General features: G+C 67.2%; 25 protein-coding genes, 1 tRNA gene and 1 pseudogene. 14 read left to right on the top strand and 13 right to left on the bottom strand.

Going from position 1 to position 23,431, the window contains the following annotated elements:
* The first annotated feature begins 51 nt into the window (after positions 1 to 51).
* Entirely contained in the window at positions 52 to 441 is a 390-nt protein-coding gene (locus J0I99_RS03455) for a thioredoxin family protein (RefSeq protein ID WP_291395860.1), read from the top strand.
* A 2-nt stretch (positions 442 to 443) separates the two neighbouring features.
* On the top strand, positions 444 to 1,157 hold the full coding sequence (locus J0I99_RS03450) for a cytochrome c biogenesis protein CcdA (RefSeq protein ID WP_291389457.1): 714 nt from the start codon (positions 444 to 446) through the stop codon (positions 1,155 to 1,157).
* Positions 1,158 to 1,302: 145 nt separating this feature from the next.
* On the opposite strand, the gene J0I99_RS03445 is transcribed toward J0I99_RS03450, so the two are convergent.
* The 3 genes from J0I99_RS03445 to J0I99_RS03435 form a co-directional block, all read right to left on the bottom strand.
* Positions 1,303 to 1,379 (bottom strand) — tRNA-Arg (locus J0I99_RS03445).
* A gap of 80 nt (positions 1,380 to 1,459) precedes the next feature.
* Entirely contained in the window at positions 1,460 to 1,906 is a 447-nt protein-coding gene (locus tag J0I99_RS03440) for a hypothetical protein (protein ID WP_291395858.1), read from the bottom strand.
* Between the two features lie 178 nt (positions 1,907 to 2,084).
* The gene (locus J0I99_RS03435; protein WP_291395856.1) at positions 2,085 to 2,765 is read right to left on the bottom strand and encodes a pseudouridine synthase; all 681 of its coding nucleotides are present in this window, start codon (positions 2,763 to 2,765) and stop codon (positions 2,085 to 2,087) included.
* 325 nt (positions 2,766 to 3,090) lie between these two features.
* On the opposite strand from J0I99_RS03435, the pseudogene J0I99_RS03430 reads away from it, so the two are divergent.
* Positions 3,091 to 3,432 (top strand): annotated as a pseudogene (locus J0I99_RS03430) (transglycosylase SLT domain-containing protein); the annotation flags it as partial.
* 114 nt (positions 3,433 to 3,546) lie between these two features.
* Positions 3,547 to 4,263: an aquaporin Z gene (gene aqpZ, locus J0I99_RS03425; protein WP_291395854.1), complete on the top strand. Its 717-nt coding sequence runs from the start codon at positions 3,547 to 3,549 to the stop codon at positions 4,261 to 4,263.
* A gap of 43 nt (positions 4,264 to 4,306) precedes the next feature.
* On the opposite strand, the gene J0I99_RS03420 is transcribed toward aqpZ, so the two are convergent.
* The 4 genes from J0I99_RS03420 to J0I99_RS03405 form a co-directional block, all read right to left on the bottom strand.
* Positions 4,307 to 5,176, bottom strand: coding sequence for an SH3 domain-containing protein (locus J0I99_RS03420; protein ID WP_291395852.1), 870 nt, complete (start codon positions 5,174 to 5,176; stop codon positions 4,307 to 4,309).
* A 186-nt stretch (positions 5,177 to 5,362) separates the two neighbouring features.
* Positions 5,363 to 6,334, bottom strand: a complete 972-nt coding sequence (locus J0I99_RS03415; protein WP_291395850.1) for an NAD(P)-dependent alcohol dehydrogenase — start codon at positions 6,332 to 6,334, stop codon at positions 5,363 to 5,365.
* Positions 6,335 to 6,395: 61 nt separating this feature from the next.
* Positions 6,396 to 6,593, bottom strand: coding sequence for a type II toxin-antitoxin system HicA family toxin (locus tag J0I99_RS03410; RefSeq protein ID WP_291390175.1), 198 nt, complete (start codon positions 6,591 to 6,593; stop codon positions 6,396 to 6,398).
* Complete coding sequence (locus J0I99_RS03405; RefSeq protein WP_291390174.1) at positions 6,593 to 6,829, bottom strand: DUF1902 domain-containing protein; 237 nt, start codon at positions 6,827 to 6,829, stop codon at positions 6,593 to 6,595. Before J0I99_RS03405 ends, J0I99_RS03410 begins: the two co-directional genes overlap by 1 nt.
* Before the next feature lie 131 nt (positions 6,830 to 6,960).
* Between J0I99_RS03405 and polA the strand changes: the two genes are divergently transcribed.
* Positions 6,961 to 9,876 carry a DNA polymerase I gene (gene polA, locus J0I99_RS03400; protein ID WP_291395848.1) on the top strand — a complete coding sequence of 972 codons (2,916 nt, stop codon included), beginning with the start codon at positions 6,961 to 6,963 and terminating at the stop codon, positions 9,874 to 9,876.
* 17 nt (positions 9,877 to 9,893) lie between these two features.
* On the opposite strand, the gene J0I99_RS03395 is transcribed toward polA, so the two are convergent.
* The 3 genes from J0I99_RS03395 to J0I99_RS03385 form a co-directional block, all read right to left on the bottom strand.
* The gene (locus tag J0I99_RS03395) at positions 9,894 to 10,346 is read right to left on the bottom strand and encodes an ATP-binding protein (RefSeq protein WP_291395846.1); all 453 of its coding nucleotides are present in this window, start codon (positions 10,344 to 10,346) and stop codon (positions 9,894 to 9,896) included.
* A gap of 60 nt (positions 10,347 to 10,406) precedes the next feature.
* Complete coding sequence (locus tag J0I99_RS03390; RefSeq protein WP_291395844.1) at positions 10,407 to 11,288, bottom strand: helix-turn-helix domain-containing protein; 882 nt, start codon at positions 11,286 to 11,288, stop codon at positions 10,407 to 10,409.
* Positions 11,289 to 11,355: 67 nt separating this feature from the next.
* Positions 11,356 to 11,991, bottom strand: a complete 636-nt coding sequence (locus tag J0I99_RS03385) for a hypothetical protein (RefSeq protein WP_291395843.1) — start codon at positions 11,989 to 11,991, stop codon at positions 11,356 to 11,358.
* 171 nt (positions 11,992 to 12,162) lie between these two features.
* On the opposite strand from J0I99_RS03385, the gene J0I99_RS03380 reads away from it, so the two are divergent.
* On the top strand, positions 12,163 to 12,771 hold the full coding sequence (locus J0I99_RS03380) for a hypothetical protein (protein WP_291395842.1): 609 nt from the start codon (positions 12,163 to 12,165) through the stop codon (positions 12,769 to 12,771).
* A 911-nt stretch (positions 12,772 to 13,682) separates the two neighbouring features.
* Here J0I99_RS03380 and J0I99_RS03375 read toward each other — a convergent pair.
* Positions 13,683 to 14,006: a cupin domain-containing protein gene (locus J0I99_RS03375; RefSeq protein WP_291389539.1), complete on the bottom strand. Its 324-nt coding sequence runs from the start codon at positions 14,004 to 14,006 to the stop codon at positions 13,683 to 13,685.
* A gap of 83 nt (positions 14,007 to 14,089) precedes the next feature.
* Here J0I99_RS03375 and J0I99_RS03370 point away from each other — a divergent pair, with 83 nt between their 5' ends.
* Positions 14,090 to 14,497, top strand: coding sequence for a DUF1810 domain-containing protein (locus tag J0I99_RS03370; RefSeq protein ID WP_291395840.1), 408 nt, complete (start codon positions 14,090 to 14,092; stop codon positions 14,495 to 14,497).
* 32 nt (positions 14,498 to 14,529) lie between these two features.
* Here the strand turns inward: J0I99_RS03370 and J0I99_RS03365 are convergent, their stop codons facing one another.
* On the bottom strand, positions 14,530 to 15,138 hold the full coding sequence (locus J0I99_RS03365) for a DnaJ domain-containing protein (protein ID WP_291395838.1): 609 nt from the start codon (positions 15,136 to 15,138) through the stop codon (positions 14,530 to 14,532).
* Positions 15,139 to 15,219: 81 nt separating this feature from the next.
* Between J0I99_RS03365 and J0I99_RS03360 the strand changes: the two genes are divergently transcribed.
* Positions 15,220 to 15,903, top strand: a complete 684-nt coding sequence (locus J0I99_RS03360) for an HAD family phosphatase (protein ID WP_291392482.1) — start codon at positions 15,220 to 15,222, stop codon at positions 15,901 to 15,903.
* A 320-nt stretch (positions 15,904 to 16,223) separates the two neighbouring features.
* Positions 16,224 to 17,084: a cell wall hydrolase gene (locus J0I99_RS03355; RefSeq protein WP_291395836.1), complete on the top strand. Its 861-nt coding sequence runs from the start codon at positions 16,224 to 16,226 to the stop codon at positions 17,082 to 17,084.
* A gap of 272 nt (positions 17,085 to 17,356) precedes the next feature.
* Here J0I99_RS03355 and pckA read toward each other — a convergent pair whose 3' ends face one another.
* Positions 17,357 to 18,910 (bottom strand): phosphoenolpyruvate carboxykinase (ATP), encoded by a 1,554-nt coding sequence (pckA, locus tag J0I99_RS03350; protein ID WP_291395834.1) that lies wholly within the window; start codon positions 18,908 to 18,910, stop codon positions 17,357 to 17,359.
* Between the two features lie 228 nt (positions 18,911 to 19,138).
* On the opposite strand from pckA, the gene J0I99_RS03345 reads away from it, so the two are divergent.
* The 5 genes from J0I99_RS03345 (at position 19,139) to J0I99_RS03325 (ending at position 22,956) form a co-directional block, all read left to right on the top strand.
* Positions 19,139 to 19,858, top strand: coding sequence for a response regulator transcription factor (locus J0I99_RS03345; RefSeq protein ID WP_291392487.1), 720 nt, complete (start codon positions 19,139 to 19,141; stop codon positions 19,856 to 19,858).
* 66 nt (positions 19,859 to 19,924) lie between these two features.
* Positions 19,925 to 21,658: a sensor histidine kinase gene (locus tag J0I99_RS03340; protein ID WP_291395832.1), complete on the top strand. Its 1,734-nt coding sequence runs from the start codon at positions 19,925 to 19,927 to the stop codon at positions 21,656 to 21,658.
* Positions 21,655 to 22,140, top strand: a complete 486-nt coding sequence (locus J0I99_RS03335) for a hypothetical protein (RefSeq protein ID WP_291390985.1) — start codon at positions 21,655 to 21,657, stop codon at positions 22,138 to 22,140. The genes J0I99_RS03340 and J0I99_RS03335 overlap by 4 nt, the downstream gene beginning before the upstream one ends.
* A gap of 81 nt (positions 22,141 to 22,221) precedes the next feature.
* Positions 22,222 to 22,620, top strand: a complete 399-nt coding sequence (locus tag J0I99_RS03330) for a PTS sugar transporter subunit IIA (RefSeq protein WP_291390984.1) — start codon at positions 22,222 to 22,224, stop codon at positions 22,618 to 22,620.
* A gap of 24 nt (positions 22,621 to 22,644) precedes the next feature.
* The gene (locus J0I99_RS03325; protein WP_291390983.1) at positions 22,645 to 22,956 is read left to right on the top strand and encodes an HPr family phosphocarrier protein; all 312 of its coding nucleotides are present in this window, start codon (positions 22,645 to 22,647) and stop codon (positions 22,954 to 22,956) included.
* Positions 22,957 to 23,431 lie beyond the last annotated feature (475 nt).

Raw genomic sequence — 23,431 nt, 5'->3', positions numbered from 1 at the left:
CGCTCGGTTCCCGTATCTGATGGCAGAGACCTTTGATCAGGACGTGCCCCGATGATGAAGCTGCTCCGTGGACTGGCGATGAGCGTGGTTCTGGCGTTCGCCGCGGTTCCCGCCGCCGACGCCTTCGAGTTCAAGGCCTACGACGCTGCCACCGTCCAGAAGGCGATCGCGTCGGGACGGCCGGTGGTCGTCCATGTCTTTGCCCCGTGGTGCCTGCAGTGCCGCGCCCAGGAGGCGATCCTGGGTCGGCTGTCGAGCGATGCCGGCTACGACGGCATCAGCTTCTATCGCGTCGACTACGACAAGCAGAAGGACGTGGTGAAGGCGCTCGGCACGCCGCGTTCCACCCTGATCGCCTATGACGGCGGTGCGGAAGTGGCCAGGATGTCGTGGGGCACGAGCACGCAATCGGTGGTGAACGTCCTCGACGCCGTCAAGTAGCGATGCTTGCCATTGGACTGGCCTTCCTCGCCGGCTTGCTGACCATCTTCAATCCCTGCGTGCTCCCGCTGGCCCCCATCTTGGTGGCCGGAGCCGGCGCCCGCGATGCCCGCGGTCCGTTCGCGCTGGCCATCGGTCTCGCCCTGACCTTCGGGATCGTGGGTGGCCTGATCGCTTCGGCCGGCGCCGAGCTTGGCGACAATCCCGTGCTGCGATGGGTATCGGCCTCGGTCATGATTGCACTGGGCCTGGCCATCGCAGTGCCGATCGTCTCGGAGGTCGGCGAGCGCCTACTCGCTCCCGTCGCCGCCGTGGGGCAGCAGCTGTCCGCGCGCCTTCCCGCCACCGGACTGCTCGGGCAAGCCGGTCTCGGCGCCCTCCTGGCCCTGCTCTGGGGCCCGTGCGTCGGGCCGACGCTCGGCGCGGCGCTGCTCCTGGCGGCGGGCACCGGGACCCTGCCGCTGGCCATGCTCACCATGGGCATCTTCGCCCTCGGCTCGGCAGCGTCACTGCTGGTGGCCGGCTTCCTGATTGGCCGGCTGACGCGGCAATCGAAGGCCGCCACCCGCACCTCCGCCCGCGCCGGGAGGATGATCTTCGGCGGCGTGCTCGTCATCGTCGGCCTGTTCGCCCTGACCGGCCTGGACCGCATCGTCGAGGCCAGCCTGGTCCAGGTCATGCCGGAATGGCTCGTCCTGTTCGCCACGCAGGTCTGATCTCGCGGGCCTCGCATCGGGCGCGCGCCTCGCTCCGCCTTGCTCGACACGGCTCGCCGATGATGCCAGCCCCCCGTGCTTGGCGACAAATGGCACCGCCAAAGCAAAAGGGGCCAGCCAGACACGGCTAACCCCTTGAAAAGATTGGTGCACCCGACGAGATTCGAACTCATGACCTCTGCCTTCGGAGGGCAGCGCTCTATCCAGCTGAGCTACGGGTGCAGCAGAGCAAGGCAATAGGCGATTGGGGCGGCGAGCGCAAGACGGGTTGCGCCCCGTCGCCCGGCGCGGCAGGCGCCCGGTCAGGCCGCGCGGTGCCAGAGGCGGTCGAGTTCGCCCAACAGCCGGAAGGTGATGCCGTCCACCGCCTCGGCGTCGCCGAGCGGGCCGTCGGATTCGTCCGGTGCATCGGTCGCGTCGTCGCCGGCGGCGGCGTGGAGGGCGGCAAAGACCGAGGCGATGCCGGCCTCGAGCACATCGTCGAGCAGCGGAGCGTCGTCGTGCACGGGAGACGCGCTGTGCGCCGGGGCGGCGGGACCGTAGCCGGCGTAAGTTGCGACGGCGACCGTATCAGCACGGCCATCACGGGGCGGCTCGGCGACCGCCGGCCGATCTGGCGCCGCGTCGGCGGTGCCCTCCACGGCAGCGACGGCGTCGACATCGGCGCTGTCCGCCGGAACGCGGGCCGGCGAAATGGCGGGGGCTACGACGGCGGGGGTGGCGTCTTGCCGGTCCTCAGGCTCGCTCATCGGTCTCTCCGGGTCAGATGCGACGGATCGCACGACCAGCAGGCGCCGGTCGGGCAAGGAGGACGCTAGAGGCCAGGTTTGGCCCGTTTCGGACCGGATTCCGGCCTTCCCATGACGATTTCGTGACGGCAGGGGCAGAGAACCAGGGTCTTCACGCGAGCTGGCGCCGGCGCCGCTGCTAGAACGGCGCCGGGACGCGGAAGCTGACCCAGTGGCCGCGCGGGTGATTGAAGGCAAGCTCCTCGGCATGCAGCTGCAGCCGGTCGGCGGCGGCGAGCGCCGCACCGGTGGCATAGAACGGATCGCCCAGGATCGGATGCCCGAGCTCCATCATGTGCACGCGCAACTGGTGCGTGCGGCCGGTGAGCGGATATAGCCGGACCCGGGTGATGCCGTCGGCGCGGGACTCGACCACCCAGTCGGTGACGCTGGGGCGGCCGCGCTCGTAGTCGACGCGCTGGCGCGGCTTGTGCTCCCAGTCGGTGGCGAGCGGCAGGTCGATGCGCCCCGCGTCGCCTTCGATCTCGCCCCAGACGCGCGCCACGTAGGACTTCTTCGCCCGGCGCTGCTCGAACTCCTGGCCGACATGGCCGAGCGCCTTCTTGTTGAGGCACATGACGAGGACCCCCGAGGTGTCCTTGTCCAGTCGGTGCGCCATGGCGGCGGTGGGCCAGCGCTGCTTGACCCGGGCCTCGAGGCAATCGGCGAGCGCCGGGTCCTTGCCGGCGACCGACAGCAGGCCCGAGGGCTTGTCGAGCACGACGATGTCCTCGTCGGCATGCACCACGGTCAGCCACGGGTCGGTGGGCGGGTGGTAGTCGAAGGTCGCGGGCATGGGGTTGAGCATTGCGCGGCTCATAGCAGGGGCGGAAGGCGAGCGGAACCCCGGCGTTACGGGCCCGTTGCCGGGCACTCGCCGCCGGGTTCCCCCCTGCGCGGGCTTCTGTTATGAGACGGGCATGTCCAGGGCTGCCGCCTCCATCGCTGCCATGCGCTTGCTGCTCGTCGTGCCGGCCATCGCGCTCGCCGTTTCGGGCTGCTCGATGGCGGGCCTGCCCTCGTTCAAGCCGGCGCCGGCCGTCGTCGCCGCGGCGGCGCCGGTGCCCGAGGACCGGCCCGAGGCGGCGGACGAGCCGTTCGAGCCCATGGCCTTCGCCGAGGCGCCGGCGCGCATGCCGACACCGGTCGACGGGCTGATCGCCAAGTACGCCATGATCTACGACGTACCGGAGTCCCTGGTCCGCCGCGTGGTGCAGCGCGAGAGCGGCTTCAATCCGGCAGCGCGGCATGGACCCTATCTGGGGCTGATGCAGATCCGCCACGACACCGCCCGCTCGATGGGCTACGGCGGCAGCGCCGAAGGCCTGCTCGATGCCGAGACGAACCTCAAGTACGGCGTCAGGTACCTGCGCGGCGCCTATGTGGTCGGCGGCTACAACTCGGACAGCGCCGTGCGCTTCTTCGCCCGCGGCTACTATTACGACGCCAAGCGCCTGGGCCTGCTCGAAGAAGCCGGCCTGCGCTGAGAGGCGTCCGGGTCGGCGCGACAACGGTGCAAAACAGCGGCTCGCCAATTCACGGTCAACGCGACGCAGACTAACAGTCGAGGGTGGGAACATCCTTGGACAGGGGCCAGCGTTATGTTCAGGCGACTTTCGGCCGAAGCTTTCGGCACCTTCTGGTTGGTCTTCGGCGGCTGCGGCAGCGCCATCCTCGCGGCCGGCTTTCCCGACGTCGGGATCGGCTTCGTCGGCGTGGCCCTGGCCTTCGGCCTCACGGTGCTGACCATGGCCTATGCCGTGGGCGGCATCTCGGGCGGGCATTTCAACCCGGCCGTGTCGCTCGGGCTCGCGCTGGCCGGCCGCTTTGCCTACAAGGACCTGGTGCCCTACTGGGTGGCGCAGGTCGTGGGCGGCATCGCCGGTGCGGCCGTGCTGTATGTCATCGCCTCGGGCGTCGCGGGCTACACCCCCGGCGGCTTTGCCTCCAACGGCTTCGACGCCAATTCGCCCGGCGGCTACGGCATGCTCGCGGCCCTGGTGGCCGAGATCGTGCTCACCGCCTTCTTCCTGATCGTCATCCTGGGCTCGACTGCCAAGGCGGTTCCGGCCGGTTTCGCCCCCATCGCGATCGGCCTCGCGCTGACGTTGATCCACCTGATCTCGATCCCGGTGACCAATACATCGGTCAACCCGGCCCGCTCGATCGCGGCAGCGGTCTTTGCGCAGAACGGGGCGATGGGCCAGGTCTGGCTGTTCATCGTCGCGCCGCTGGTCGGCGGCGCGCTCGGGGCGGCGATCTGGAAATACGTGCTGTCGCCCGGTGAAAGTCCGGCCGGCATCGGACAGGTGGAGTAGTCCGCGGGGGCAGGCATCGGCCCCCGCTGCCTGCCCGCAGGGACTAGTCCAGATAGGTCTTGTAGACCCAGCCGGTGCGGCCCTGGTCGTCGGTGATCTTGAGCCAGCCGTGCTGGTCCTCACCGACCTTGACCTTCTCGCCGCCGGCCAGCGCGAACAGCTTGCCGCTGGATTTGCCGGGGCCGGAACGGACATTGACGCCGGATCCGGCGACGGTGCGGGTGTCGCCGCTGGCAGTATCGGCCACCTTGGCGGCCCCGGCCGGTTCGGCAGGCCTGGCTTGCGCTGTCGCGACCGGCGTTCTGGCCGCGACCTGGGCGAGCTGCTTCTTTGCGGCCGCGGTGACCTCCTGCGGCGTATCCGACGGAGTCTCGGCAAAGGCGGTAACGGTGAGCGGCTCGGGCCGCGGCACGGGCCGCACCGGCTGTTCGAGGGCGTCGATGGCCGCAACCGCCGCCTCGCCCTGGGCACTGGTCGGCGCAGGAGCGGACGTGGTCCTGGGCTTGCCAGCGGCGGCGACGGCCCGGATCGGGCCTACACTGTCAGCCACGGCCGCCACGACCGGCTCGGTCCTGGCGCTGTGCGCGCCCGATAGCCAGCCCGCATCATCGGCGCGGATCGCGGCGAAGCTGCTGCCGATCATGTCGTCGATCCGCCGCAACTGCGTCTCCGCCACCCCGCCCGGGGGCTCGACGACCGGAGCCGGCTCGGCGACGACCACACCCGCGTCGGGCACAAGGCGCGGCTCCGCCGCCGCTGCGGCAGGCGCGGAGGGGGCCATGGTGGCGACGGCGGCAGGCGCGGACGATACGAAGCAACGGTCGATGCCGCCGCACTGCAGGCCGAACAGTACGCCAACCACGCCGAGCGTGCCGGCTGCCGCGAGAGCCGGCAGCGCGAAACCTCCCAACACGTCACTAATCAAGGCCGGATGCGCACGCCCTGCGATGCGCCTGAACCTGTCGAATGCCCCGTTCATGCCGGCGACTATGCTTAACAAGCGTGTGGAAAATCTGTCCCGAAAACGACCCAAATCGGGCAATGACTCGGCTCAATCCGGGATCAGTCGAGTTGTATCGATCCGACCGCAGCCGGTGCGTCATACGACCCGCAGGATCACCGTGCCACGCTTCCGCCCCGTATCGACATAGCGGTGCGCCTCCACGATCTGGTCGAGCGCATAGGTCCGGTCGATCACCGGCCGCATGGCCCCCTTCACCGCCAGGTCGAAGGCAAAGCGCACGTCTTCGGGCCTCGCGGTGAAGCTGATCGGGATGACGCGCTTGCCGGAGCGGCGGCTGTTGCGGCCGGCGCCGAGCAGGCCCTTGAGATCGAGGACCACCAGCAGCAGCGCCCCACCCGGCTTCAGCACGCGCCCGACGCGCTCGAAGGGAGCGTTGCCGACGCATTCGAAGATGATGTCGTACTGCCTGTCGCCGGCGGCGAAATCCTCGCGCGCGTAGTCGATGACATGGTCGGCGCCGAGCGAGCGGACCAGCTCGGCATTACCGGCGCTGGTGACGGCCGTCACCACGGCCCCGGCCGCCTTGGCAGCCTGGATCGCGGTGGTGCCGACCGCGCCGGAGGCGCCGTTGACCAGCACCTCGTCGCCCGGCCGGATCGGACATTTGCGCACGCATTCCGAAACCGTATGGCCGCCGAACACCAGCGCCAGGGCATCCTCGAACCCCAGTCCATCGGGCTTTGCGACCATTGCCGCCGTCTGCGGCAGCACCACGTATTCGGCATGCCCGCCGAAGGCCGCGCCAGTGAGGCCGACGACGTCGTCGCCCGGCTTGAACCGGGTCACGCCCTCGCCCACCGCCTCGACGGTGCCGGCGAAGTCCATGCCGAGGATGCGGCGGCGCGGCTTGAAGATGCCAACCACGGCCGAGACCAGCAGCCCCAGCCCGCCCGGGACGTCCTTGGCCCGCATGCGGTGGTCGGCGACCGATACGGTCGAGGCGACGACGCGGATCAGCACCTCGCCGGCCTTGGGCACCGGCTTTGGCACATCCTCGACCTGCACCACTTCAGGTCCGCCAAACCGACGATATACCGCTGCCCGCATTCCCATGCCCTCTCGACGCTGTTGTCGGAAGAGATGGGGCGGACGAGGGAAAATGGAAGGGCTAGAAGGCCTTTGGCAGGCCCGCTTGTCGCAGGATCGCGTTGGCAGTGTGCCGGCTGGGGATGCCGATGGGCACTGGAAATGTCCGGCCGGTGATCGGACTGTGCCAGATCTCGTGGCTGCCCTTGCCCGGGCGTACGAAGCTACAGCCGGCTGCCTTCAGCAGGTCGCGCAGGGGCCGGTCGAACTGCGGTGCCATCAGGCCGCCGCGGGCTCGGCTTCGCGCAGCGCGGTGATCTGCAGGTAGAGCTGAGAGGGGTCGATGTCCGGGTGGTTGTCCGGCAACACGTCGAGGGCCATGGCGGAAATCTTGCTCAGCAGTTCGTCGAGCGTGGGAGCATCGGCGGCGGCCGGGATCTCGTCGGAGTGGCCGGTCCAGACCGAGGCCTCGTCATCCCAGGCGGCCGTGATAGTGAAGATAACCGGCTTGCTCATTGGTCGATCCCCTTGGCCCGCGCATCCTAACAACACGGACCGGGCTTTCCCACCCCTGTCAGGCTTCGTCAGGGTTCATCCCCCGGGCCATCTCGGCTAAGGTCCGCGCCAAACATCCGGAATCGCTTCACATGCATCTTGTCCTCGTCGATGGCTCTGGCTTCATCTTCCGGGCCTTCCACGCCCTGCCGCAGCTGACGCGCAAGTCGGATCGGTTGCCAGTGGGGTCGGTGATCGGGTTCTGCAACATGCTGTGGAAGCTGGGCGAGGACCTCAAGGGCGAGGATGCGCCGACGCACATGGCGGTGGTTTTCGACTATTCATCCAAGACCTTCCGCGACGAGATCTATGCCGACTACAAGACGCACCGGCCGCCGGCGCCCGAGGAGCTGGTCCCGCAGTTTCCATTAACGCGAGCTGCGACAAGGGCTTACGGCCTGCCCTCGATCGAGATGGAAGGCTACGAGGCCGACGATATCATCGCCACCTACACGGCGCTGGCGCGCGATGCCGGGGGCAAGGTGACGATCGTTTCGTCCGACAAGGACCTGATGCAGCTGGTCGAACCGGACGGCTCCGTGCGCCTGCTCGACACGATTCCGCGGCCGGGTCAGCCTGCACTTCGCTGGATTGGCGCGGATGAAGTGCGGGAAAAGTTCGGCGTTTCGCCCGACAAGGTCATAGAAGTTCAGGCCCTGTGCGGCGACGCCGTCGACAACGTGCCGGGCGTGCCCGGCATCGGGGTGAAGACGGCGGCCGAGCTGATCAACACCTATGGCGACATCGAAACGCTGCTCGCCAGCACGGCCTCGATCAAGCAGCCGAAGCGCCGGCAGGCGCTCGAGGAGAATGCCGAGCTCGCCCGCATCTCGAAACAGCTCGTGACGCTCAAGCACGACACGCCGGTCGAGCTGCCGCTCGAGGACCTGAGGCGCCAGCCGATCGAGCCGGGAAAACTGTTCCCCTTCCTCAACGCCATGGAGTTCGTCTCGGTGGCGAAGCGCCTCGGCACGCTGCTCGATGCCGACCCGTCCGCCTGGCCGCCGGACCCGGAGCTTGCCGCCAAGCCGGCCGAGCCGGTCGGCTTCGACAATTCCGCCCGGGCCGAGGCGCGCGCCGCGCGGCAGGTGGCCGAGGGCCGGGCCGAGTCTGCCCCGGTGGTGCATGCCAGGCTCGAGCATGCGCGCATCAAGGCGATCCCGCTCGATCATTCGAACTACGAGATCATCCGCGACGCCGAGGCGCTGGCGCGCTGGATCGAGGCGATCTACGCGCAGGGCTATGTCGCGACCGACACCGAGACCACCGGGCTCGACAACCAGACCGCCGACCTCGTCGGCATCTCGTTCTCGACCGCCCCGGGCAATGGCGCCTACCTGCCGCTCGGCCACACCACGGGCGCCAACGACCTGCTCGGCGGCGGCCATGCCGAAGGCCAGATGGAGATGCGCCAGGCGCTCGACATGCTGAAGCCGGTGTTTGCCGACCGCTCGATCCTCAAGATCTTCCACAACATCAAGTACGACCTCGGCATCCTGGCCCGCTACGGCGTCGAGGTGCGCGCGTTCGACGACAACCTGCTGATCAGCTACGCGCTCGACGGGCCGCAGTTCAACACCATGGGCGAGCTCAGCGAGCACTGGCTCGGCCACACTGGCATCGCCATCAAGGAACTGCTCGGCACCGGCAAGAACCAGAAGACCTTCGCCGAGGTGCCGATCGCGGACGCGGCGCGCTATGCCGCCGAGGATTCCGACCTCACCATCCGGCTGTGGCACGTGCTGAAGCCGCGGCTCGTCGCCGAGAACATGACGACGCTGTACGAGACGCTGGAGCGCCCGCTGGCCCCGGTGCTGGCGCGCATGGAAGGCCGCGGCATCACCGTCGACCGGCAGATCCTTTCCCGCCTCAGCGGCGATTTCGCGCAGCGCGCCGCCGCGCTCGAGGCCGAAGCCTATGAGCTCGCCGGCGGCAGCTTCAACCTCGGCAGCCCCAAGCAACTGGGCGAAATCCTGTTCGGCCGCATGGGCCTGCCGGGTGGTTCGAAGACCAAGACCGGGCAGTGGTCGACCGGCGCCGACGTGCTCGAGGAGCTGGCGGCGCAGGGCATCGCCATCGCCCGCACCATCGTCGACTGGCGCCAGCTGACCAAGCTGATGGGCACCTATACCGATGCGCTGCCCACCTACATCAACCCGCGCACCGGCCGCGTCCACACCACCTATTCGCAGCATTCGGTGCTGACCGGGCGGCTGAGCTCGAACGATCCGAACCTGCAGAACATCCCGGTGCGCACCGAGGATGGGCGCAAGATCCGCACCGCCTTCGTCGCCCCGGCGGGCAAGCTCCTGATCAGCGCCGACTACAGCCAGATCGAGCTGCGCGTCCTCGCCCACATCGCCGATATCCAGGCGCTCAAGGACGCGTTCGAGGAAGGGCTCGACATCCACGCCATGACGGCGTCCGAAATGTTCGGCGTGCCGGTCGAGGGCATGCCGAGCGAAATCCGCCGCCGCGCCAAGGCGATCAATTTCGGCATCATCTACGGCATCTCGGCCTTCGGGCTCGCCAACCAGCTCGGCATCGAGCGCAGCGAAGCCGGCGAGTACATCAAGACCTATTTCGCCCGCTTCCCCGGCATCCAGGACTACATGGCCGACCAGCGCCGGCTGGTGAAGGAGCAGGGCTATGTCGAGACCATCTTCGGCCGCAAGGTGAACTTCCCCAACGCGCGATCCAACAACCCGGCCGAGCGCAGCTTTGTCGAGAGGGCTTCGATCAACGCCCCCATCCAGGGTTCTGCCGCCGACATCATCCGCCGCGCCATGATCCGCATGGAACCGGCGCTGAAGGCAGCCGGCGCCGACGCGACGATGCTGCTACAGGTCCACGACGAACTGATTTTTGAGGTCGACGAGGGGAAAGAGGCCGACGTGATGCCGGTGATCGTCAAGACGATGGAAACGGCAAGCGAACCGGCGGTGCGGCTGACCGTGCCGATCAAGGTGGATGCGCATGCGGCGCGGGATTGGGACGGGGCGCATTGAGCGCCCCATCCCAATCTTCAGGTCCGGCGCCAAGCGGCGGCATTGCCGCGCTTATCCGGCACGCGCTCTATCAGCCCCCGATCGCGCAGGCGATAGAACACCTCCTTCATTTGGTTTTCTGACTTAATGCCGGTAAGGAAGCGCGCAATGCTGTTGTTGATCTCTTCATGCGTCTGCAAGTACTCTAGAACCGCTTCCTCGGGTGTGGCAAGTGGTGTATGCGGAATGGTGACCTTCACTGCGTTCTGAAGCTGCTGAATGACTGGCGGTTGCAACCGCCATTCCTTCATCTTCTGAAACGCCGTGTTCAACCCTTCCCCCAAATCCTGATTTGGCGCATCCTTATATCGTCGCAGAGTGCGAACGATTTTTGGGTTTCGGCTATCTCGTACGTCGAGGATATTCTCCACTGTAACGTGACCCGGAAGGCGCCCTGGACTGATCACCTCGATACGATTTTGAAATATCACTATCTGCACATCGTCCGCGATTGAGTAGTCACGATGAATAATCGCATTGACGATAATCTCTCAGATTGCCTCTGGTGGATATTTTACTTGCTTCATTCCGTCTGAGGTAAGTATTTGTATACCAGACATTATCTCTGATACTCGATCGACGACGCTGTGTATCTGCTGATATAGAGGGCCGCCGATTGTCTCGTTTATCTTCAGATGCTCCCTCTCCGGGACCTCAAGCCGAGTGTCATAGAACACAACCCGGCACTCGCAACGCGTTGGGAAGACACCTTGGGGTTGATCCCCGAACAGCAGGACACCACACGCCAGTGGAGTCCAGTCGTTGTAATCGAGCAAGCCCTCATTGAGGCAGTAGGAAAGACCGTCTGGGCGGGGCTTAACGTCTTCGACGAACGAAGCAAGCGTGTTTGAGTCTACAACGTATTCGGGCCTCACACCCACCAACTTCTGGTTCTCGAAGGTGACATAGCCCTTGGCAAAGGACAGTTGAGTGATTTTCTCAACCGACCTCAATTGCAGACATTGAGCGCCGACGCGCTGATACACCTTTCTGTCTGACGTTTGGCAAACCGCCCGACTCTTGTCCACGTACACGCGAAGTATATACCCCCCTAGGACAGAGCATTGCAGGAAGTCGTATCTAAAAGGAAGCGGTGGATCGAGGCTGTGGAGTGCCTGCAACACACCGTTGAAGTGTTCTGGATTTGGTGCGCCATCCCATCGGTCTTTTGGCACTGGTCGTCCATCGGCGTCGTGGATACCCATAATGAACGTGCCGCCGTCAGCGTTCGCGAATGCTACACCAATCTTCTCGGCACCAGCGCCTGACAGCGCATTCGCTTTACAGTCATAGAACTGATCCTCAACCCGCTGACAGAGTTCAATTGCGGCTACTTGGTCGATGTCGGGAATTGTCGATTCAGTTGTCGTCATCGTGGCGTCTAGCATTCGCGGGATTGGGGTCGGATGAACGGGGATGTACTAGTAAGATCGTGCGCCCTTAGGGCGTCGGGTGTTCCTCGGCCCCAGGCCTCGTACCCCCAGACCGAATCTCTATGAAGATGTCTTCAAGCGCCTCAACCACATTCGCACCGATTGTAGCGGCATCAGCATCCTCGCTGAGAAGCACCAATTGTCCATTCCGAAGGGATAGGACAGCGAGATCGTCGAGACCTTCATACAATCCAGGAAAGAGCGATAGCGCGGCTCTCGTCAGCCGGGCATCAAGCGGCGGCAGCTTCGTGTTCCAAAGATGGATCGCTACACGCTGCCCATCAATGGTGGTGCCAAAATCTGGATCAAATCGCACTTTGAAGATGCCTGTAGGGCTCTCGCAGATACGGCTAGCGACTGTGAATGCATCAGCCACGCGCTCGCGCCGCCAAGCGGCGACGCGATCAATGGCGGTCAGCGCCGATTTGCGCTCAGCTTCTTTCACTATGGCCTCGGCGAGGACCCTGCTGTCAGCGAGCGAAACCCCACCAATAAGGTAGCCCCCGCAAATGCCACGCATGGCCTTATGGAAGTCATATCCGGACTTCCTTTCACCCTTCACGCGCTCGGCGATCAACGATCTCTGCCTCTTTGCACTAGAACTAACCAGCTTGAGGAAGGCCGAAAAACCAAAAGTGGTCATGGCAGACTCATGCGACAACACTAATCAGCGAAGCATATCCAGTTTCCACTTAGACGGATAGCCACCGTTCGTGTTTTGTCCTTTTGGATTTGCACGTCGCTTGCCGTATGATTCAGTCCCCGTCCCCTCCCACCCGTCGTATCCTCACCCCAAACAACCGAGGATCACGCCGTGCCCGTCCCATCCGTTTCCGAGCATCCGCGACACCGGGCCATCCGTGAGCGCCGGGTCAGGGGGCGGATCGAGAGTGCGCTTTCGGCGGTGGCGGGGTGGCTGGTCACGAGCGAGGAGAATGGGCGCCCGGGCAGCCACCCGCTGTTTCGCGAGGAGCTCGACCAGCTCGTCTGGCTGCTCGATACGGCAGAGGCGGCGGTGAGCCGGACGATGGGGGCCAAATGGCGGGCACGTTTTGCGCCCCGCGACACAGTCACCCGGGGCGAGGTGCGGCTGGCCCTCGTCCTCGCCTTCGAGGCGCTCGAAGAAGCGCTCACGGGGTTCGAGGGGCGCGACAAGGCCGAGCGCGCCGCCCGCCCGGCAAAACGCCGCCGCCGCTATCGCGGGGGCATGGAGTGGCAAGGCCCGCACCACCCGCTGCCGCTGATCCCGGAGCCGGAGCCCGAACCGGAGCCGGAGCCGGTTTCGCCCCGGCCGCAACCGGCCTTACCACCGCAGCCCCCCACACGCCCGGCGAACCGTCCCGGCCCGCGCCGGTTTTACGGCCTCGCCGGCGAGCCCATCGATATTGCCGAGCTGCGTACCCGCTCCAAACTGGGGTTTTAGGGCATTTACAGTCGATGAGAGGCAAGACGCTGCCTCAAACACCGGGTGTCATCCCGGCGAAAGCCGGGATCCATCTCCCGGCTGGGTGCGGGCTGCGCCTTGGATCCCGGCTTGCGCCGGGATGACAGCTGGTGCGGGAGGGCACCAAGAGGGCCCATTGGCGCACCGACATTGGAAACGCTCAAGGGCACAATCGGTGACAGGCAGGACTCGCCTCAAACACCGGGTGTCATCCCAGCGAAAGCTGGGATCCATCTCCCGGCTGGGTGCGGGCTGCGCCTTGGATCCCGGCTTGCGCCGGGATGACAGCTGGTGCGGGAGGGCAGAGAGAGCCCTTCACCTCGAAAATGCCGTGCGATTTCCCTGTGTTACTCAAAAACCAGCCAACTCTGTCCCCCCACTCCCGCGCCACTATATTCTCCTCCCGTTCCCGGTACGGGCGCGGTCGCGTACGGACGGCTGGCCGGGGATTTCGGGGGTCGCCGGAGCCGTCCGGCGGCGGGCCCGTGGCATGGGCAACCGGCCGACAGTCCAGGTCCCGCTCTGGTAACAGAGGTGTGGAGAGCGGCTGCCGCGCACGCTCCCTCATGGCACCGGGTCCAACTCAGACCCCGAACGGACCGGCGCGGCGACGGCCGTTTTGTTGCGGACTACCCGCGTGGCCGAAACCGCGCCGGTCCCGCCCACCCCATCCTCCGGCGCCGCAGGGCGGCCGGACGGCCTGGCGCGCCATGAGCATCCGCCGGTGCGTGCGGCCACCCGCACCCAGCGACGCTAGTTCGCTGCGCTCACAAGCTCTGCTGCCCTCCCCACAAGGGGGAGGGAGGCGGCGGGGGCGCGGCTCCATCGTCTCCCTCCCCCTTGTGGGGAGGGATCAAGGGTGGGGGTGGCGACCCGCACCGGCCCTGTCCCTAGCGATAATCCTCGCGCACCGGGGCGAAGGCGTCGATGACCACGCAATCGGTGAGCGCCCGGCCGGAATGGCGGGCATTGGGCGGGATCACCAGCACGCTCGAGGGGCCGCAGACATGGCGGGTGCCCTCGATGACCAGCTCGAGCTCGCCGGCGAAGGTGTGCACGACCTGCTCGTGTTCGTGGCTGTGCTCGGGCAGCACGGCGCCGGCATCGATGCGCCAGCGCGCGAAGGTCATGCGCTCCGAGTGGATGAAGCGGCCGTGGAAGCCCGGGAACACCTCGCGCTCCGGCCGCGCGGCCCAATCGTGCAGTTCGCCCATCCGTCCCCTCCCTCGCAACCTGTGCGACAATGGCAAAGGCACGGGGTGGGAGCAAGGTGGGCGGGCGTGCTAGGCTCGCGGCCATGTTCGAACATTTCGTTGTCGCGCAGGACCGGGTCTATGCCGTGGTGCTGGCCGAGCTGGCGGCCGGACAAAAGGCGAGCCACTGGATGTGGTTCATCTTCCCGCAGCTCACGGCGCTGGGGCGCAGCGACATGGCACGGCGCTTCGGCATCGCCGACCTCGACGCGGCGCGGGACTACCTGGCGCATCCGGTGCTCGGGCCGCGGCTGGTCGAATGCGCCAAGGCGGTGCTGCGGATCGAAGGGCGCAGCGCACACCAGATCTTCGGGGCGCCCGACGACCTGAAGCTGCGCTCGTCGATGACGCTGTTCGCGCGGGCCGGCGCCGGCGCGCCGTTCCGGCAGGTGCTGGAGAAATACTATGGCGGGGTGGAGGACCCGCTGACGGTCGAATTGCTGGGGCGGTAGGACGGTTCACCGCCAGAATGCACAGGGGAGGATCAGCCCTCGGCCTCGAGCGCCGCGATCAGTTCGGTCTCGCTCTCGTAGTTGCCCAGCTCGGCCAGCGCCGTCTCCAGCATGGCGACGCGGCGCTTGATGGTGCGGTGCTGCTCGGCCTTGAGCGCGACCTGGGCATCGAGGCGCTCGGCGAACAGGTTGCGGTCGGCGTCGGTGCGGCGGATGCGGGCGCGCAGGGCCTGCAGGGCGCCGATCTCGCCGTCGGTGCGGCCCAGGGTGCGGCGCGCATCGCCGAGCCCGGTAGTGACGGCGGCCGACATCTGGGCGATGAAATCGACGCTCTCGAGCCTGAGGCCGGTCGCCACCGCGGCCTCGACGGCGGCATCGAACATGTCGGCGAGGATCTGCGCCACCTCGCGGCGATAGCCCTTCACCGCCTCGTCGTCGACGATGCCGGTCTCGTCGTAGAGCCGGCGCGCGTCGGGATCGGAGAGCAGGCCGAAGGCGCGGACGACGCGGATGAAGACCTCGGGGTCGCCGCCGCGATCGGGGTGGGCGGTCTGCACCCGGCGGCGGTAGGCGAGCTTGATGTCGGCGGCGCGGGCGGCGCGCGCCAGGCCGAGGATGTCGTAGGGATCAAAATCGGTCATCGGATCGCACATAGCAGGTCGTCGCGGCGCGTTGAAGCCGGCAGGGTAGCGGCGGCGGGCAATTCTGCCTATATGCAGGCCATGCCCACGAACGCGCCGAACGCCCCGCTGAAACCCTTCTCCGCCATCGTCTTCGACATGGACGGCACGCTGCTCGACACCGAGATGGTGTTCAAGGAGATCGTGTGGGACGTGAGCACCGAGCTCGGCTTCGCCATGACCGACGGGCTGCACCACCAGATCGTCGGCTCGAGCCACGAGACCACCAACCGGCTGCTGGTCGAGGCCTATGGCGTGAGCTTTCCCTATGCCGTGTTCGACGACATGTGCCGCACCAAGATGAAGGCGCGCATGGAGCTGTCGGTGCCGGTCAAGACCGGTGTGCACGAAATCCTGCGCGAGCTCCGGTCGGCCCGCATCCCGACCGCCGTCGCCACCTCGTCGCGCGCGCAGCACGCGCTCGGGCATCTCGGCCACGCCGGGCTGCTCGACCATTTCGCCGCGGTGGTGACGCGCGACGACGTCACCAATCCCAAGCCGCACCCGGAGCCCTACCTGAGGGCCACGCAGCTGCTGGGCATCGCGCCCGGCCAGGCCATCGCGGTCGAGGACTCCCATGCCGGGGTGCGGGCGGCGCATGCGGCGGGGCTGCAGACCATCATGGTGCCCGACATCGTCGCCCCGTCCGACGAGATCAGCGCGCTGTGCGTGGCGGTGATGGACAGTCTCCACGTGCTGCGCGACGCTGCCTTCCCGCGCGGCTGAGGCCGCGACTCAAGTTACGCTCGACAGCTTGCAGCCGGCCTCCGGAAACGGGGCGCCGGCACTGTTGTGTTCGTGCAACGATTCGGAACGATTAACTTTTATCAATTGTCGAAGGCTGCCGTTACCTATCGGCAAAGCTCTTGAAAATCAGGGCTTTCACCCCCGGTCGCGGGGCATTAACCTCAATTTAAGAGCCTAACGTTCATGGTTAAGTAACTGTAAATTCTGGGTTCCATCACCGCCCGGGCTCGGCTAGGTTGCCGGCAGGGTAACGAGACCACTGGGCTGCCTCGGGGGCGGCATCGGGGAAGGTAGGCGGGTTGAGGGCAGGGGCTTTCGCGAAGACGGTGCGCGTGGTCATGCACGCGGCGGCGATTGCCGCAGCAGCCTTCGTGCTGCACGTCACCGTGGCGCCCGCCAATGCCGAAGACCTCGCCGACGCGACCGTCGTTCCCGCCGCTTTCACCTCGGCCGTGTCGATCAAGCGCGAGCAGTTCCATGCCGCGACGCAGCCGCAGCTGACCAATGCGCTGCTCGAGGCCTACGTGTCCCGCCAGCAGCAGCTCAAGAGCTTCGACGGCTTCGACGTGCCGGCCGCGCAGGCCGAGCTGACCGAGGACGTGCTGCTCGGCTATATCGCCAAGAAGCAGAACAAGGCGCTCGACGCGATCGAGGCGGCCGATTTCTCCGACAAGCCGGCGCTGACCGCGGCCGTGCTCACCAACTACGCGCAGGACGGGTTCGTGCCGACTACCAAGCGCGTCAAGCTCGCCGAGGGCGAGCGGCTGTGCCTGGCGCAGGCGATCTACCACGAGGCGCGTGGCGAGAGCCGCGAGGGCCAGCTGGCAGTGGCCAACGTCATCATCAACCGCGCGATGAGCAAGAAGTACCCGTCCACCATCTGCGGCGTGGTGTTCCAGAACGCCGACAAGGGCAAGTACAAGTGCCAGTTCACTTTTGCCTGCGACGGCCGCTCCGACATGGGGCGCGAACGCACGGCGTGGAACCGGTCGCTGAAGCTGGCCGACGATGCGTTCTACGAGTTCCAGCGCGGCGAGCGCCCCGGCGTCATCCCGAACTCGGCGCTGTTCTACCACACCACCGCGGTCGCCCCGCAATGGTCGCACACCTTCCACCGCGTCGCCGCCATCGGCTCGCACGTGTTCTACGCGACGAACTGAGCCTTACGAAAACGCGGATGAATGGGCCCTGAACGGGGCCTTTTTCGTTTGGGGGTGAGGAGAGTGGTCCGCTCCTCCCTTCTCCCCTTGCGGGAGAAGGTGCCCGAAGGGCGGATGAGGGGTCAGTCTCAGCCCTCGTCGTCGCCCGTCGCTTTGCTCCGGTCGCGCAGACTGCCGCCTGCGACACCCCTCATCCGGCGCTGCGCGCCACCTTCTCCCGCAAGGGGAGAAGGGCGGCTGGTGCCGGTTTCGTCACACGAGCTTGCGGGGCCCTACTCCGCCGCTTCCGCGACCTGTTCGAACTTGCGGAAGTTGTTGGCGAACAGTTCCTGGAGCCTGGCCGCTGCCGCGTCGTAGGCGGCAACGTCGGCCCAGCCGGCGCGGGGGTCGAGGGCGCGGGGGGTGACGCCTTCGACGCGCAGGGGAACCTGCATGCCGAACAGCGGCTCGGTGCGCATCTCGCCCTGCTCGAGCTCACCCGACAGGGCAGCATCGAGGAGGCGCCTGGTGGTGGCGATGTCGATGCGCTTGCCCACGCCATAGCCGCCGCCGGTCCAGCCGGTGTTGAGCAGGTAGATGCTGGCGCCGGTCTGGGTCAGGCGCTCCTCGAGCAGCCGGCCGTAGACGGTGGGATGCAGCGGCATGAACGGGGCGCCGAAGCAGGCCGAGAAGGTGGCGACCGGCTCGGTGATGCCGCGCTCGGTGCCGGCGACCTTGGCGGTGTAGCCCGACAGGAAGTGGAACACCGCCTGCTCGGGCGAGAGCCTGGCGATCGGGGGCAGCACGCCGAAGGCGTCGGCGGTCAGGAACACCACGGTGCGCGGACGACCGCCGACGCCGCCTTCGGCGACGACCGGCAGGGTTTCGAGCGGATAGGCGGCGCGGGTGTTCTCGGTGAGCGAGATGTCGTCGTAGAGCGGCACCAGCCGGTCATCGAGATTGAGGTTCTCGAGCACGGTGCCGAAGCGCTGCGTGGCGGCATGGATCTGCGGCTCGGCCGTGGGGCTGAGCTTGACCGTCTTGGCGTAGCAGCCACCCTCGAGGTTGAACACGCCCTCGGCGGTCCAGCCGTGCTCGTCGTCGCCGATCAGCAGGCGCTCCGGATCGTTGGAGAGCGTGGTCTTACCGGTGCCCGAAAGCCCGAAGAACAGCGCCACGTCGCCATCCGGGCCGATATTGGCCGAGCAGTGCATCGGCATCGTGCCGGTGAGCGGCGCGTGGTAGTTGAACAGCGAAAACACCGACTTCTTGATTTCGCCGGCATAGGCGGTACCGCCGATGAGGACCAGCTTGCGCGCCATGTCGAGGGCAATCACCGTGCCGGTGCGGGTGCCGTGGCGGGCCGGATCGGCGGAAAAGCTGGGCAGGTGCAGGATGGTGACATCGGTGCCCTCGGCCGTGGGGGCGTCGGGGCGGATCAGCAGGTTGCGGATGAACAGCGCGTGCCAGGCCGTTTCGGTCACGACCGCGACCTTCATCTGGTGCGCCGCATCGGCGCCGGCAAGCAGGTGCTGGCCGTGCAGCTGGCGCTCGGCGATCGAGGCCAGCATGTCGGCGAGCAGCACGTCGAAATGCTCCGGCGCCATCGGCTGGTTGTTGTCCCACCAGACGTGGCCGTCGGTCGCCGCGTCGCGGACGATGAACTTGTCCTTGACCGAGCGGCCGGTATAGACGCCGGTGGTCACCGCCAGCGCGCCGCCGGCGGCAAGGCGCCCCTCGCCGCGGCCGAGCGCCGTCTCGACGAGCGTAGGGGGCAGTTCGTCCCAGCGCACGGTAGCCAAAGCCCCGATCCGCGCTGCGATCTGCTGGTGAATATCGTGCCCCATGGCCGTAACTCCGATCTCGAATGAGCCGAGTTACGCCGCGCAAGCCACTGCGGAACATCCGGAAATCCGGCGTACGACAGAAGTCCTGCGACTTCGGTTGGGTGCGGCAGGCTGGCAATCGCAGGCCCGACGCCTTATTTATGCGCAATTGTGGCAGTCAATGTCCGCCACATTTCGGCTGGGCGCGACTGAAGCGCCGTGGCCGATACCTCGATGAAAGGGAGCTCAATGCCCAAGATCGCACTGGTGGACGACGACCGCAATATCCTGACCTCGGTATCGCTGACGCTCGAGGCCGAAGGGTATCAGGTCGCCACCTATACCGATGGGGCCTCGGGCCTCGAGGGGCTGACGGCCGACCGGCCCGACCTCGCCATCCTCGACATCAAGATGCCGCGCATGGACGGCATGGAACTGCTGCGCCGGCTGCGCCAGAAGTCCGACGTGCCGGTGATCTTCCTCACCAGCAAGGACGAGGAGATCGACGAACTGTTCGGCCTCAAGATGGGTGCCGACGACTTCATCACCAAGCCGTTCAGCCAGCGCCTCCTGGTCGAGCGGGTGAAATCGGTGCTGCGCCGCGCCGCGCCGCGCGACCCCTCGGCGGCGGCGGGAACGCCGGGCGCCGAAGCGACGCCGAGCAAGGCGCTGATCGAGCGCGGCTCGCTGGTCATGGACGAGGAGCGGCATACCTGCACCTGGAAGGGGCAGCGCGTCACGCTCACCGTCACCGAATTCCTGATCCTGCAGGCGCTGGCGCTGCGGCCCGGCGTGGTGAAATCGCGCAACGCGCTGATGGATGCCGCGTATGACGACCAGGTCTATGTCGATGACCGCACCATCGACAGCCACATCAAGCGGCTGCGCAAGAAGTTCAAGGCCGTCGACGACGATTTCGAGATGATCGAAACGCTCTATGGCGTGGGCTACCGCTTCAAGGAGCAGTAAGGGGACGACTTGGCCGTTACCGAAGAGGATGTGACCGGTCGCCGGCCCGCATCCGCGCAGGGTCCAATGTCGAGGCTGAACCGCATCGCGGCAGCGATCGGGCATTTTGTGCTGACCGTGCTGGGACAGCTCAAGCGCCTGCTCGAGCTGACGATCTTCTCGAGCCTGGCGCGCCGCATCATCGTGCTCAACCTTGCCGGCCTCGCCGTGCTGGTGGTGGGCATCCTGTTCCTCAACCAGTGGCGCACCGGCCTGATCGAGGCGCGCGTGCAGAGCCTGCGCGTGCAGGGCGAGATCATCGCTGCGGCGATCGCCGCCTCGGCCACGGTCGACAGCGACGTGATCACCGTCAATCCCGACCGGCTGCTGGAGCTGCAGGACGGCGAGCCGGTCTCCCCGCTCAGCTTCTTCGATCCCAGCCTCGAGTTCCCGATCAACCCCGAGCGCGTGGCGCCGCTGCTGCGCAACCTCGTGACCCCGACACGGACGCGGGCCCGCATCTACGACCAGGGCGGACTGCTGATCCTCGACAGCACGAACCTCTATGCGCGCGGCGAGGTGCTGCGGCAGATCAGCAAGCCGGCGGACAGCGGCAACTTCTTCCTGTTCGACTGGTGGAACACGTTCATGGACTGGCTGCCGGGCGACGACTACCCGCAGTACCAGGAACTGGGGGTCGACGAGGGCACCAAGTACCCCGAGGTCGCAGCGGCGCTGGGCGGCGCGGCGACGGCCATCGTGCGCGTCGATCCCAAGCACCAGCTGGTGGTGTCGGTGGCGGTGCCGATCCAGCGCGTGCGCGCCACGGTCGGCGTGCTGCTGCTCTCCACCCAGCCGGGCGACATCGACCAGATCGCCACCTCGGAGCGCTGGAGCGTGCTGCGGATCGCGCTCGTCGCGGCGGCGGTGCAGATCATCCTGTCGCTGCTCATGGCCGGCACCATCGCCGGACCGCTGCGGCGACTGGCCGGGGCGGCCGAGACGGTGCAGTCGACCATCACCAGTCGGGCCGAGATCCCCGATTTCAGCGAGCGCACCGACGAGGTCGGGCACCTGAGCAAGGCGCTGCGCTCGATGACGGCGGCCCTCTACGGGCGCATCGAGGCGATCGAGCGCTTCGCCGCGGACGTGGCGCACGAGCTCAAGAACCCGCTGACCTCGCTGCGCTCCGCGGTCGAGACGCTGCCGCGGGCGCGGCGGGCCGAGGATCGCGAGCGGCTCAACGCCATCATCCAGCACGACGTGCGCCGGCTCGACCGGCTGATCTCCGACATCTCCAACGCCAGCCGGCTCGATGCGGAACTGGCGCGCCAGAGCGCCGAGCGGGTCGATATCGCCCAGCTCTGCGACGCCATGGTGTCGATCCAGAAGGACGTGGCGGCCAACCGCAAGGTCGACGTGGTGCTGGAAAAGCACGTGAGCCGGTACTCGCCGGTGGTGCTGGGCCATGACAGCCGGCTGGCCCAGGTCATCAACAACCTGATCGACAACGCGGTCTCGTTCTCGCCCGCAGGCGGCAAGGTGCTGGTGCTGGTGCGCTCGGACGAGGACGGCGTGACCATCACGGTGACCGACGAGGGCCCGGGCATCCGCGGCGACATCACGCGCATCTTCCAGCGCTTCTATACCGACCGGCCGGACGGCGAGCATTTCGGCGACCATTCGGGCCTCGGGCTCGCCATCTCGCGGCAGATCGTCGAGGCGCATGGCGGCTCGATCGCGGGCGCCAACCGCGAGGACCGCAGCGGCGCGCGGTTCACGGTGCGCCTGCGGCGCGCCGCGGCCGAGAAGCGGAAATGAGCGAGCGCCACAATATCCACGCCACCGGCATCGTGCTCGACGGCCTCGGCGTGATCCTGCGCGGACCGCCGGGCGCCGGCAAGTCACTGCTGGCCCTCGACCTGCTCGATACCTGGGAGGCCCGGGGGCGCGAGGCGAAGCTGGTCTCCGACGACCGGGTGGAGATCGTCGTCGAGGACGGCCGGCTCGCCATGCATCCCGCCCCCAACATCGCCGGGCTGATCGAGCTGCGCGGCCGCGGCATCGTCAGCCGGCCGCATGTCGAGGCGGCCGGGGTCGACCTGGTCATCGACCTCGTCGACACGCTCGAGCGCATGCTGGAGGAGGACGCCCTGGTCACCGAGCTGTTCGGCATCGCGGTGCCGCGGGCGCCGGTGCCGCGGGCCGGTGTGGTCGACGGGCGGCACCAGGGCCTGCTGGTGCGCGAGGCGCTCCGGGCGCTCGCTGCGCCCGGCGGTGCGGCGCGACAAAAAACCACTTGAATCAAGGCCCGCATGGGTCAAGACTCGGGGTTCGTCCGGGGCCTCGGGTCCCGCCGGAACCTCCGGGACTGGGGATATTGCATGATCGGCATGGTTCTGGTGACTCACGGTGCGCTCGCCGTCGAGTTCAAGTCTGCCCTCGAGCATGTCGTCGGTCCGCAGGACTTCGTTGAGACGGTGGCCATCGGCCCCGACGACGACATGGAGGAGCGGCGCAACGACATCCTCAGCGGTGTCGACCGCGCCGACCAGGGCCAGGGCGTGGTGATCCTCACCGACATGTTCGGCGGCACGCCGTCCAACCTCGCCATCTCGATCATGCAGCAGCGCGAGGTCGAGGTGATCGCCGGCGTGAACCTGCCCATGCTGGTCAAGCTGGCGCGCATCCGCGCCGACTTCGACATCAAGCGGGCCGTGGCCGCGGCGGCCGAGGCCGGGCGGAAATACATCAACGTGGCCAGCGAAACGCTTGGCGGCTGACGCCATTTCGGGCATCCTTGCAGCATGGATACCGCGGCAGGATCGGACCGGGCGCTCGCGCAGCAATTGACCATCGTCAATCGCAAGGGGCTGCATGCGCGCGCCTCGGCGCGCTTCGTGCGCACGGCCGAGTGCTTCGATGCCGAGATCAAGGTGGTGCGCGACGGCACCGCGGTGAACGGCAACTCGATCATGGGCCTGATGATGCTGGGCGCCGGGCCGGGTTCGACCATTCTCGTCCAGGCCACCGGCAAGCAGGCCCGCGAGGCGCTCGACGCGATCACCACGCTGGTCAACAACGGCTTCGACGAAGACGCCGACGGCGCGCCGGCCTAGGGACCTGCGGAGGGCACTGAGCCCGCCGCTCCCACCGGCTGTCATCCCAGCGAAAGCTGGGACCCACCTCGCCTCCCGCACCAGCCGTAAGCTGGGCCCAGGCCAAGCTGGGCGCCCGGGTGGGTCCACGCACCGGCCGAAAGATTCCGCACAAAACTAATCCCCCCACATCCACGCCCCCTTATCCTGCCTCCGTCCAACCACGGGCGGGCGCTCGCGACGAACGAATGGTGGCTGGATATCGAGGGTCATGGGAGTCGTCCCATGGCGGGTCGGTGTCGTGGGCAACCGGCCGACTGGTCAGGTCCCGTCCTGGTAACAGGGTGTGGAGAGAACCAGCCGCGCACGCTCCCTCACGGCAGCGGTCTCACCCAGACCTCGATAAGACCGGCGCGGCGACGGCCGTTTCATTTGCGGACTACCCGCGTGGCCCTGAACCGCGCCGGTCACCCCGCCCATCCATCACCCGGAGCCG

The sequence above is a fragment of the Devosia sp. genome (assembly GCF_017307495.1).
In the GTDB taxonomy this organism is placed as follows: domain Bacteria; phylum Pseudomonadota; class Alphaproteobacteria; order Rhizobiales; family Devosiaceae; genus Devosia_A.
Note: the sequence above shows the minus strand (reverse complement) of the source record. Positions and strands in the feature narration are given on the sequence as shown.

Coding starts and splice junctions, on each gene's coding strand:
- J0I99_RS03455 (WP_291395860.1), top strand. CDS start 52: ATGATGAAGCTGCTCCGTGGACTGGCGATGAGCGTGGTTCTGGCGTTC.
- J0I99_RS03450 (WP_291389457.1), top strand. CDS start 444: ATGCTTGCCATTGGACTGGCCTTCCTCGCCGGCTTGCTGACCATCTTC.
- J0I99_RS03440 (WP_291395858.1), bottom strand. CDS start 1,906: ATGAGCGAGCCTGAGGACCGGCAAGACGCCACCCCCGCCGTCGTAGCC.
- J0I99_RS03435 (WP_291395856.1), bottom strand. CDS start 2,765: ATGAGCCGCGCAATGCTCAACCCCATGCCCGCGACCTTCGACTACCAC.
- aqpZ (WP_291395854.1), top strand. CDS start 3,547: ATGTTCAGGCGACTTTCGGCCGAAGCTTTCGGCACCTTCTGGTTGGTC.
- J0I99_RS03415 (WP_291395850.1), bottom strand. CDS start 6,334: ATGCGGGCAGCGGTATATCGTCGGTTTGGCGGACCTGAAGTGGTGCAG.
- J0I99_RS03410 (WP_291390175.1), bottom strand. CDS start 6,593: ATGGCACCGCAGTTCGACCGGCCCCTGCGCGACCTGCTGAAGGCAGCC.
- J0I99_RS03405 (WP_291390174.1), bottom strand. CDS start 6,829: ATGAGCAAGCCGGTTATCTTCACTATCACGGCCGCCTGGGATGACGAG.
- polA (WP_291395848.1), top strand. CDS start 6,961: ATGCATCTTGTCCTCGTCGATGGCTCTGGCTTCATCTTCCGGGCCTTC.
- J0I99_RS03390 (WP_291395844.1), bottom strand. CDS start 11,288: ATGACGACAACTGAATCGACAATTCCCGACATCGACCAAGTAGCCGCA.
- J0I99_RS03385 (WP_291395843.1), bottom strand. CDS start 11,991: ATGACCACTTTTGGTTTTTCGGCCTTCCTCAAGCTGGTTAGTTCTAGT.
- J0I99_RS03375 (WP_291389539.1), bottom strand. CDS start 14,006: ATGGGCGAACTGCACGATTGGGCCGCGCGGCCGGAGCGCGAGGTGTTC.
- J0I99_RS03370 (WP_291395840.1), top strand. CDS start 14,090: ATGTTCGAACATTTCGTTGTCGCGCAGGACCGGGTCTATGCCGTGGTG.
- J0I99_RS03365 (WP_291395838.1), bottom strand. CDS start 15,138: ATGACCGATTTTGATCCCTACGACATCCTCGGCCTGGCGCGCGCCGCC.
- J0I99_RS03360 (WP_291392482.1), top strand. CDS start 15,220: ATGCCCACGAACGCGCCGAACGCCCCGCTGAAACCCTTCTCCGCCATC.
- pckA (WP_291395834.1), bottom strand. CDS start 18,910: ATGGGGCACGATATTCACCAGCAGATCGCAGCGCGGATCGGGGCTTTG.
- J0I99_RS03345 (WP_291392487.1), top strand. CDS start 19,139: ATGCCCAAGATCGCACTGGTGGACGACGACCGCAATATCCTGACCTCG.
- J0I99_RS03340 (WP_291395832.1), top strand. CDS start 19,925: ATGTCGAGGCTGAACCGCATCGCGGCAGCGATCGGGCATTTTGTGCTG.
- J0I99_RS03335 (WP_291390985.1), top strand. CDS start 21,655: ATGAGCGAGCGCCACAATATCCACGCCACCGGCATCGTGCTCGACGGC.
- J0I99_RS03330 (WP_291390984.1), top strand. CDS start 22,222: ATGATCGGCATGGTTCTGGTGACTCACGGTGCGCTCGCCGTCGAGTTC.
- J0I99_RS03325 (WP_291390983.1), top strand. CDS start 22,645: ATGGATACCGCGGCAGGATCGGACCGGGCGCTCGCGCAGCAATTGACC.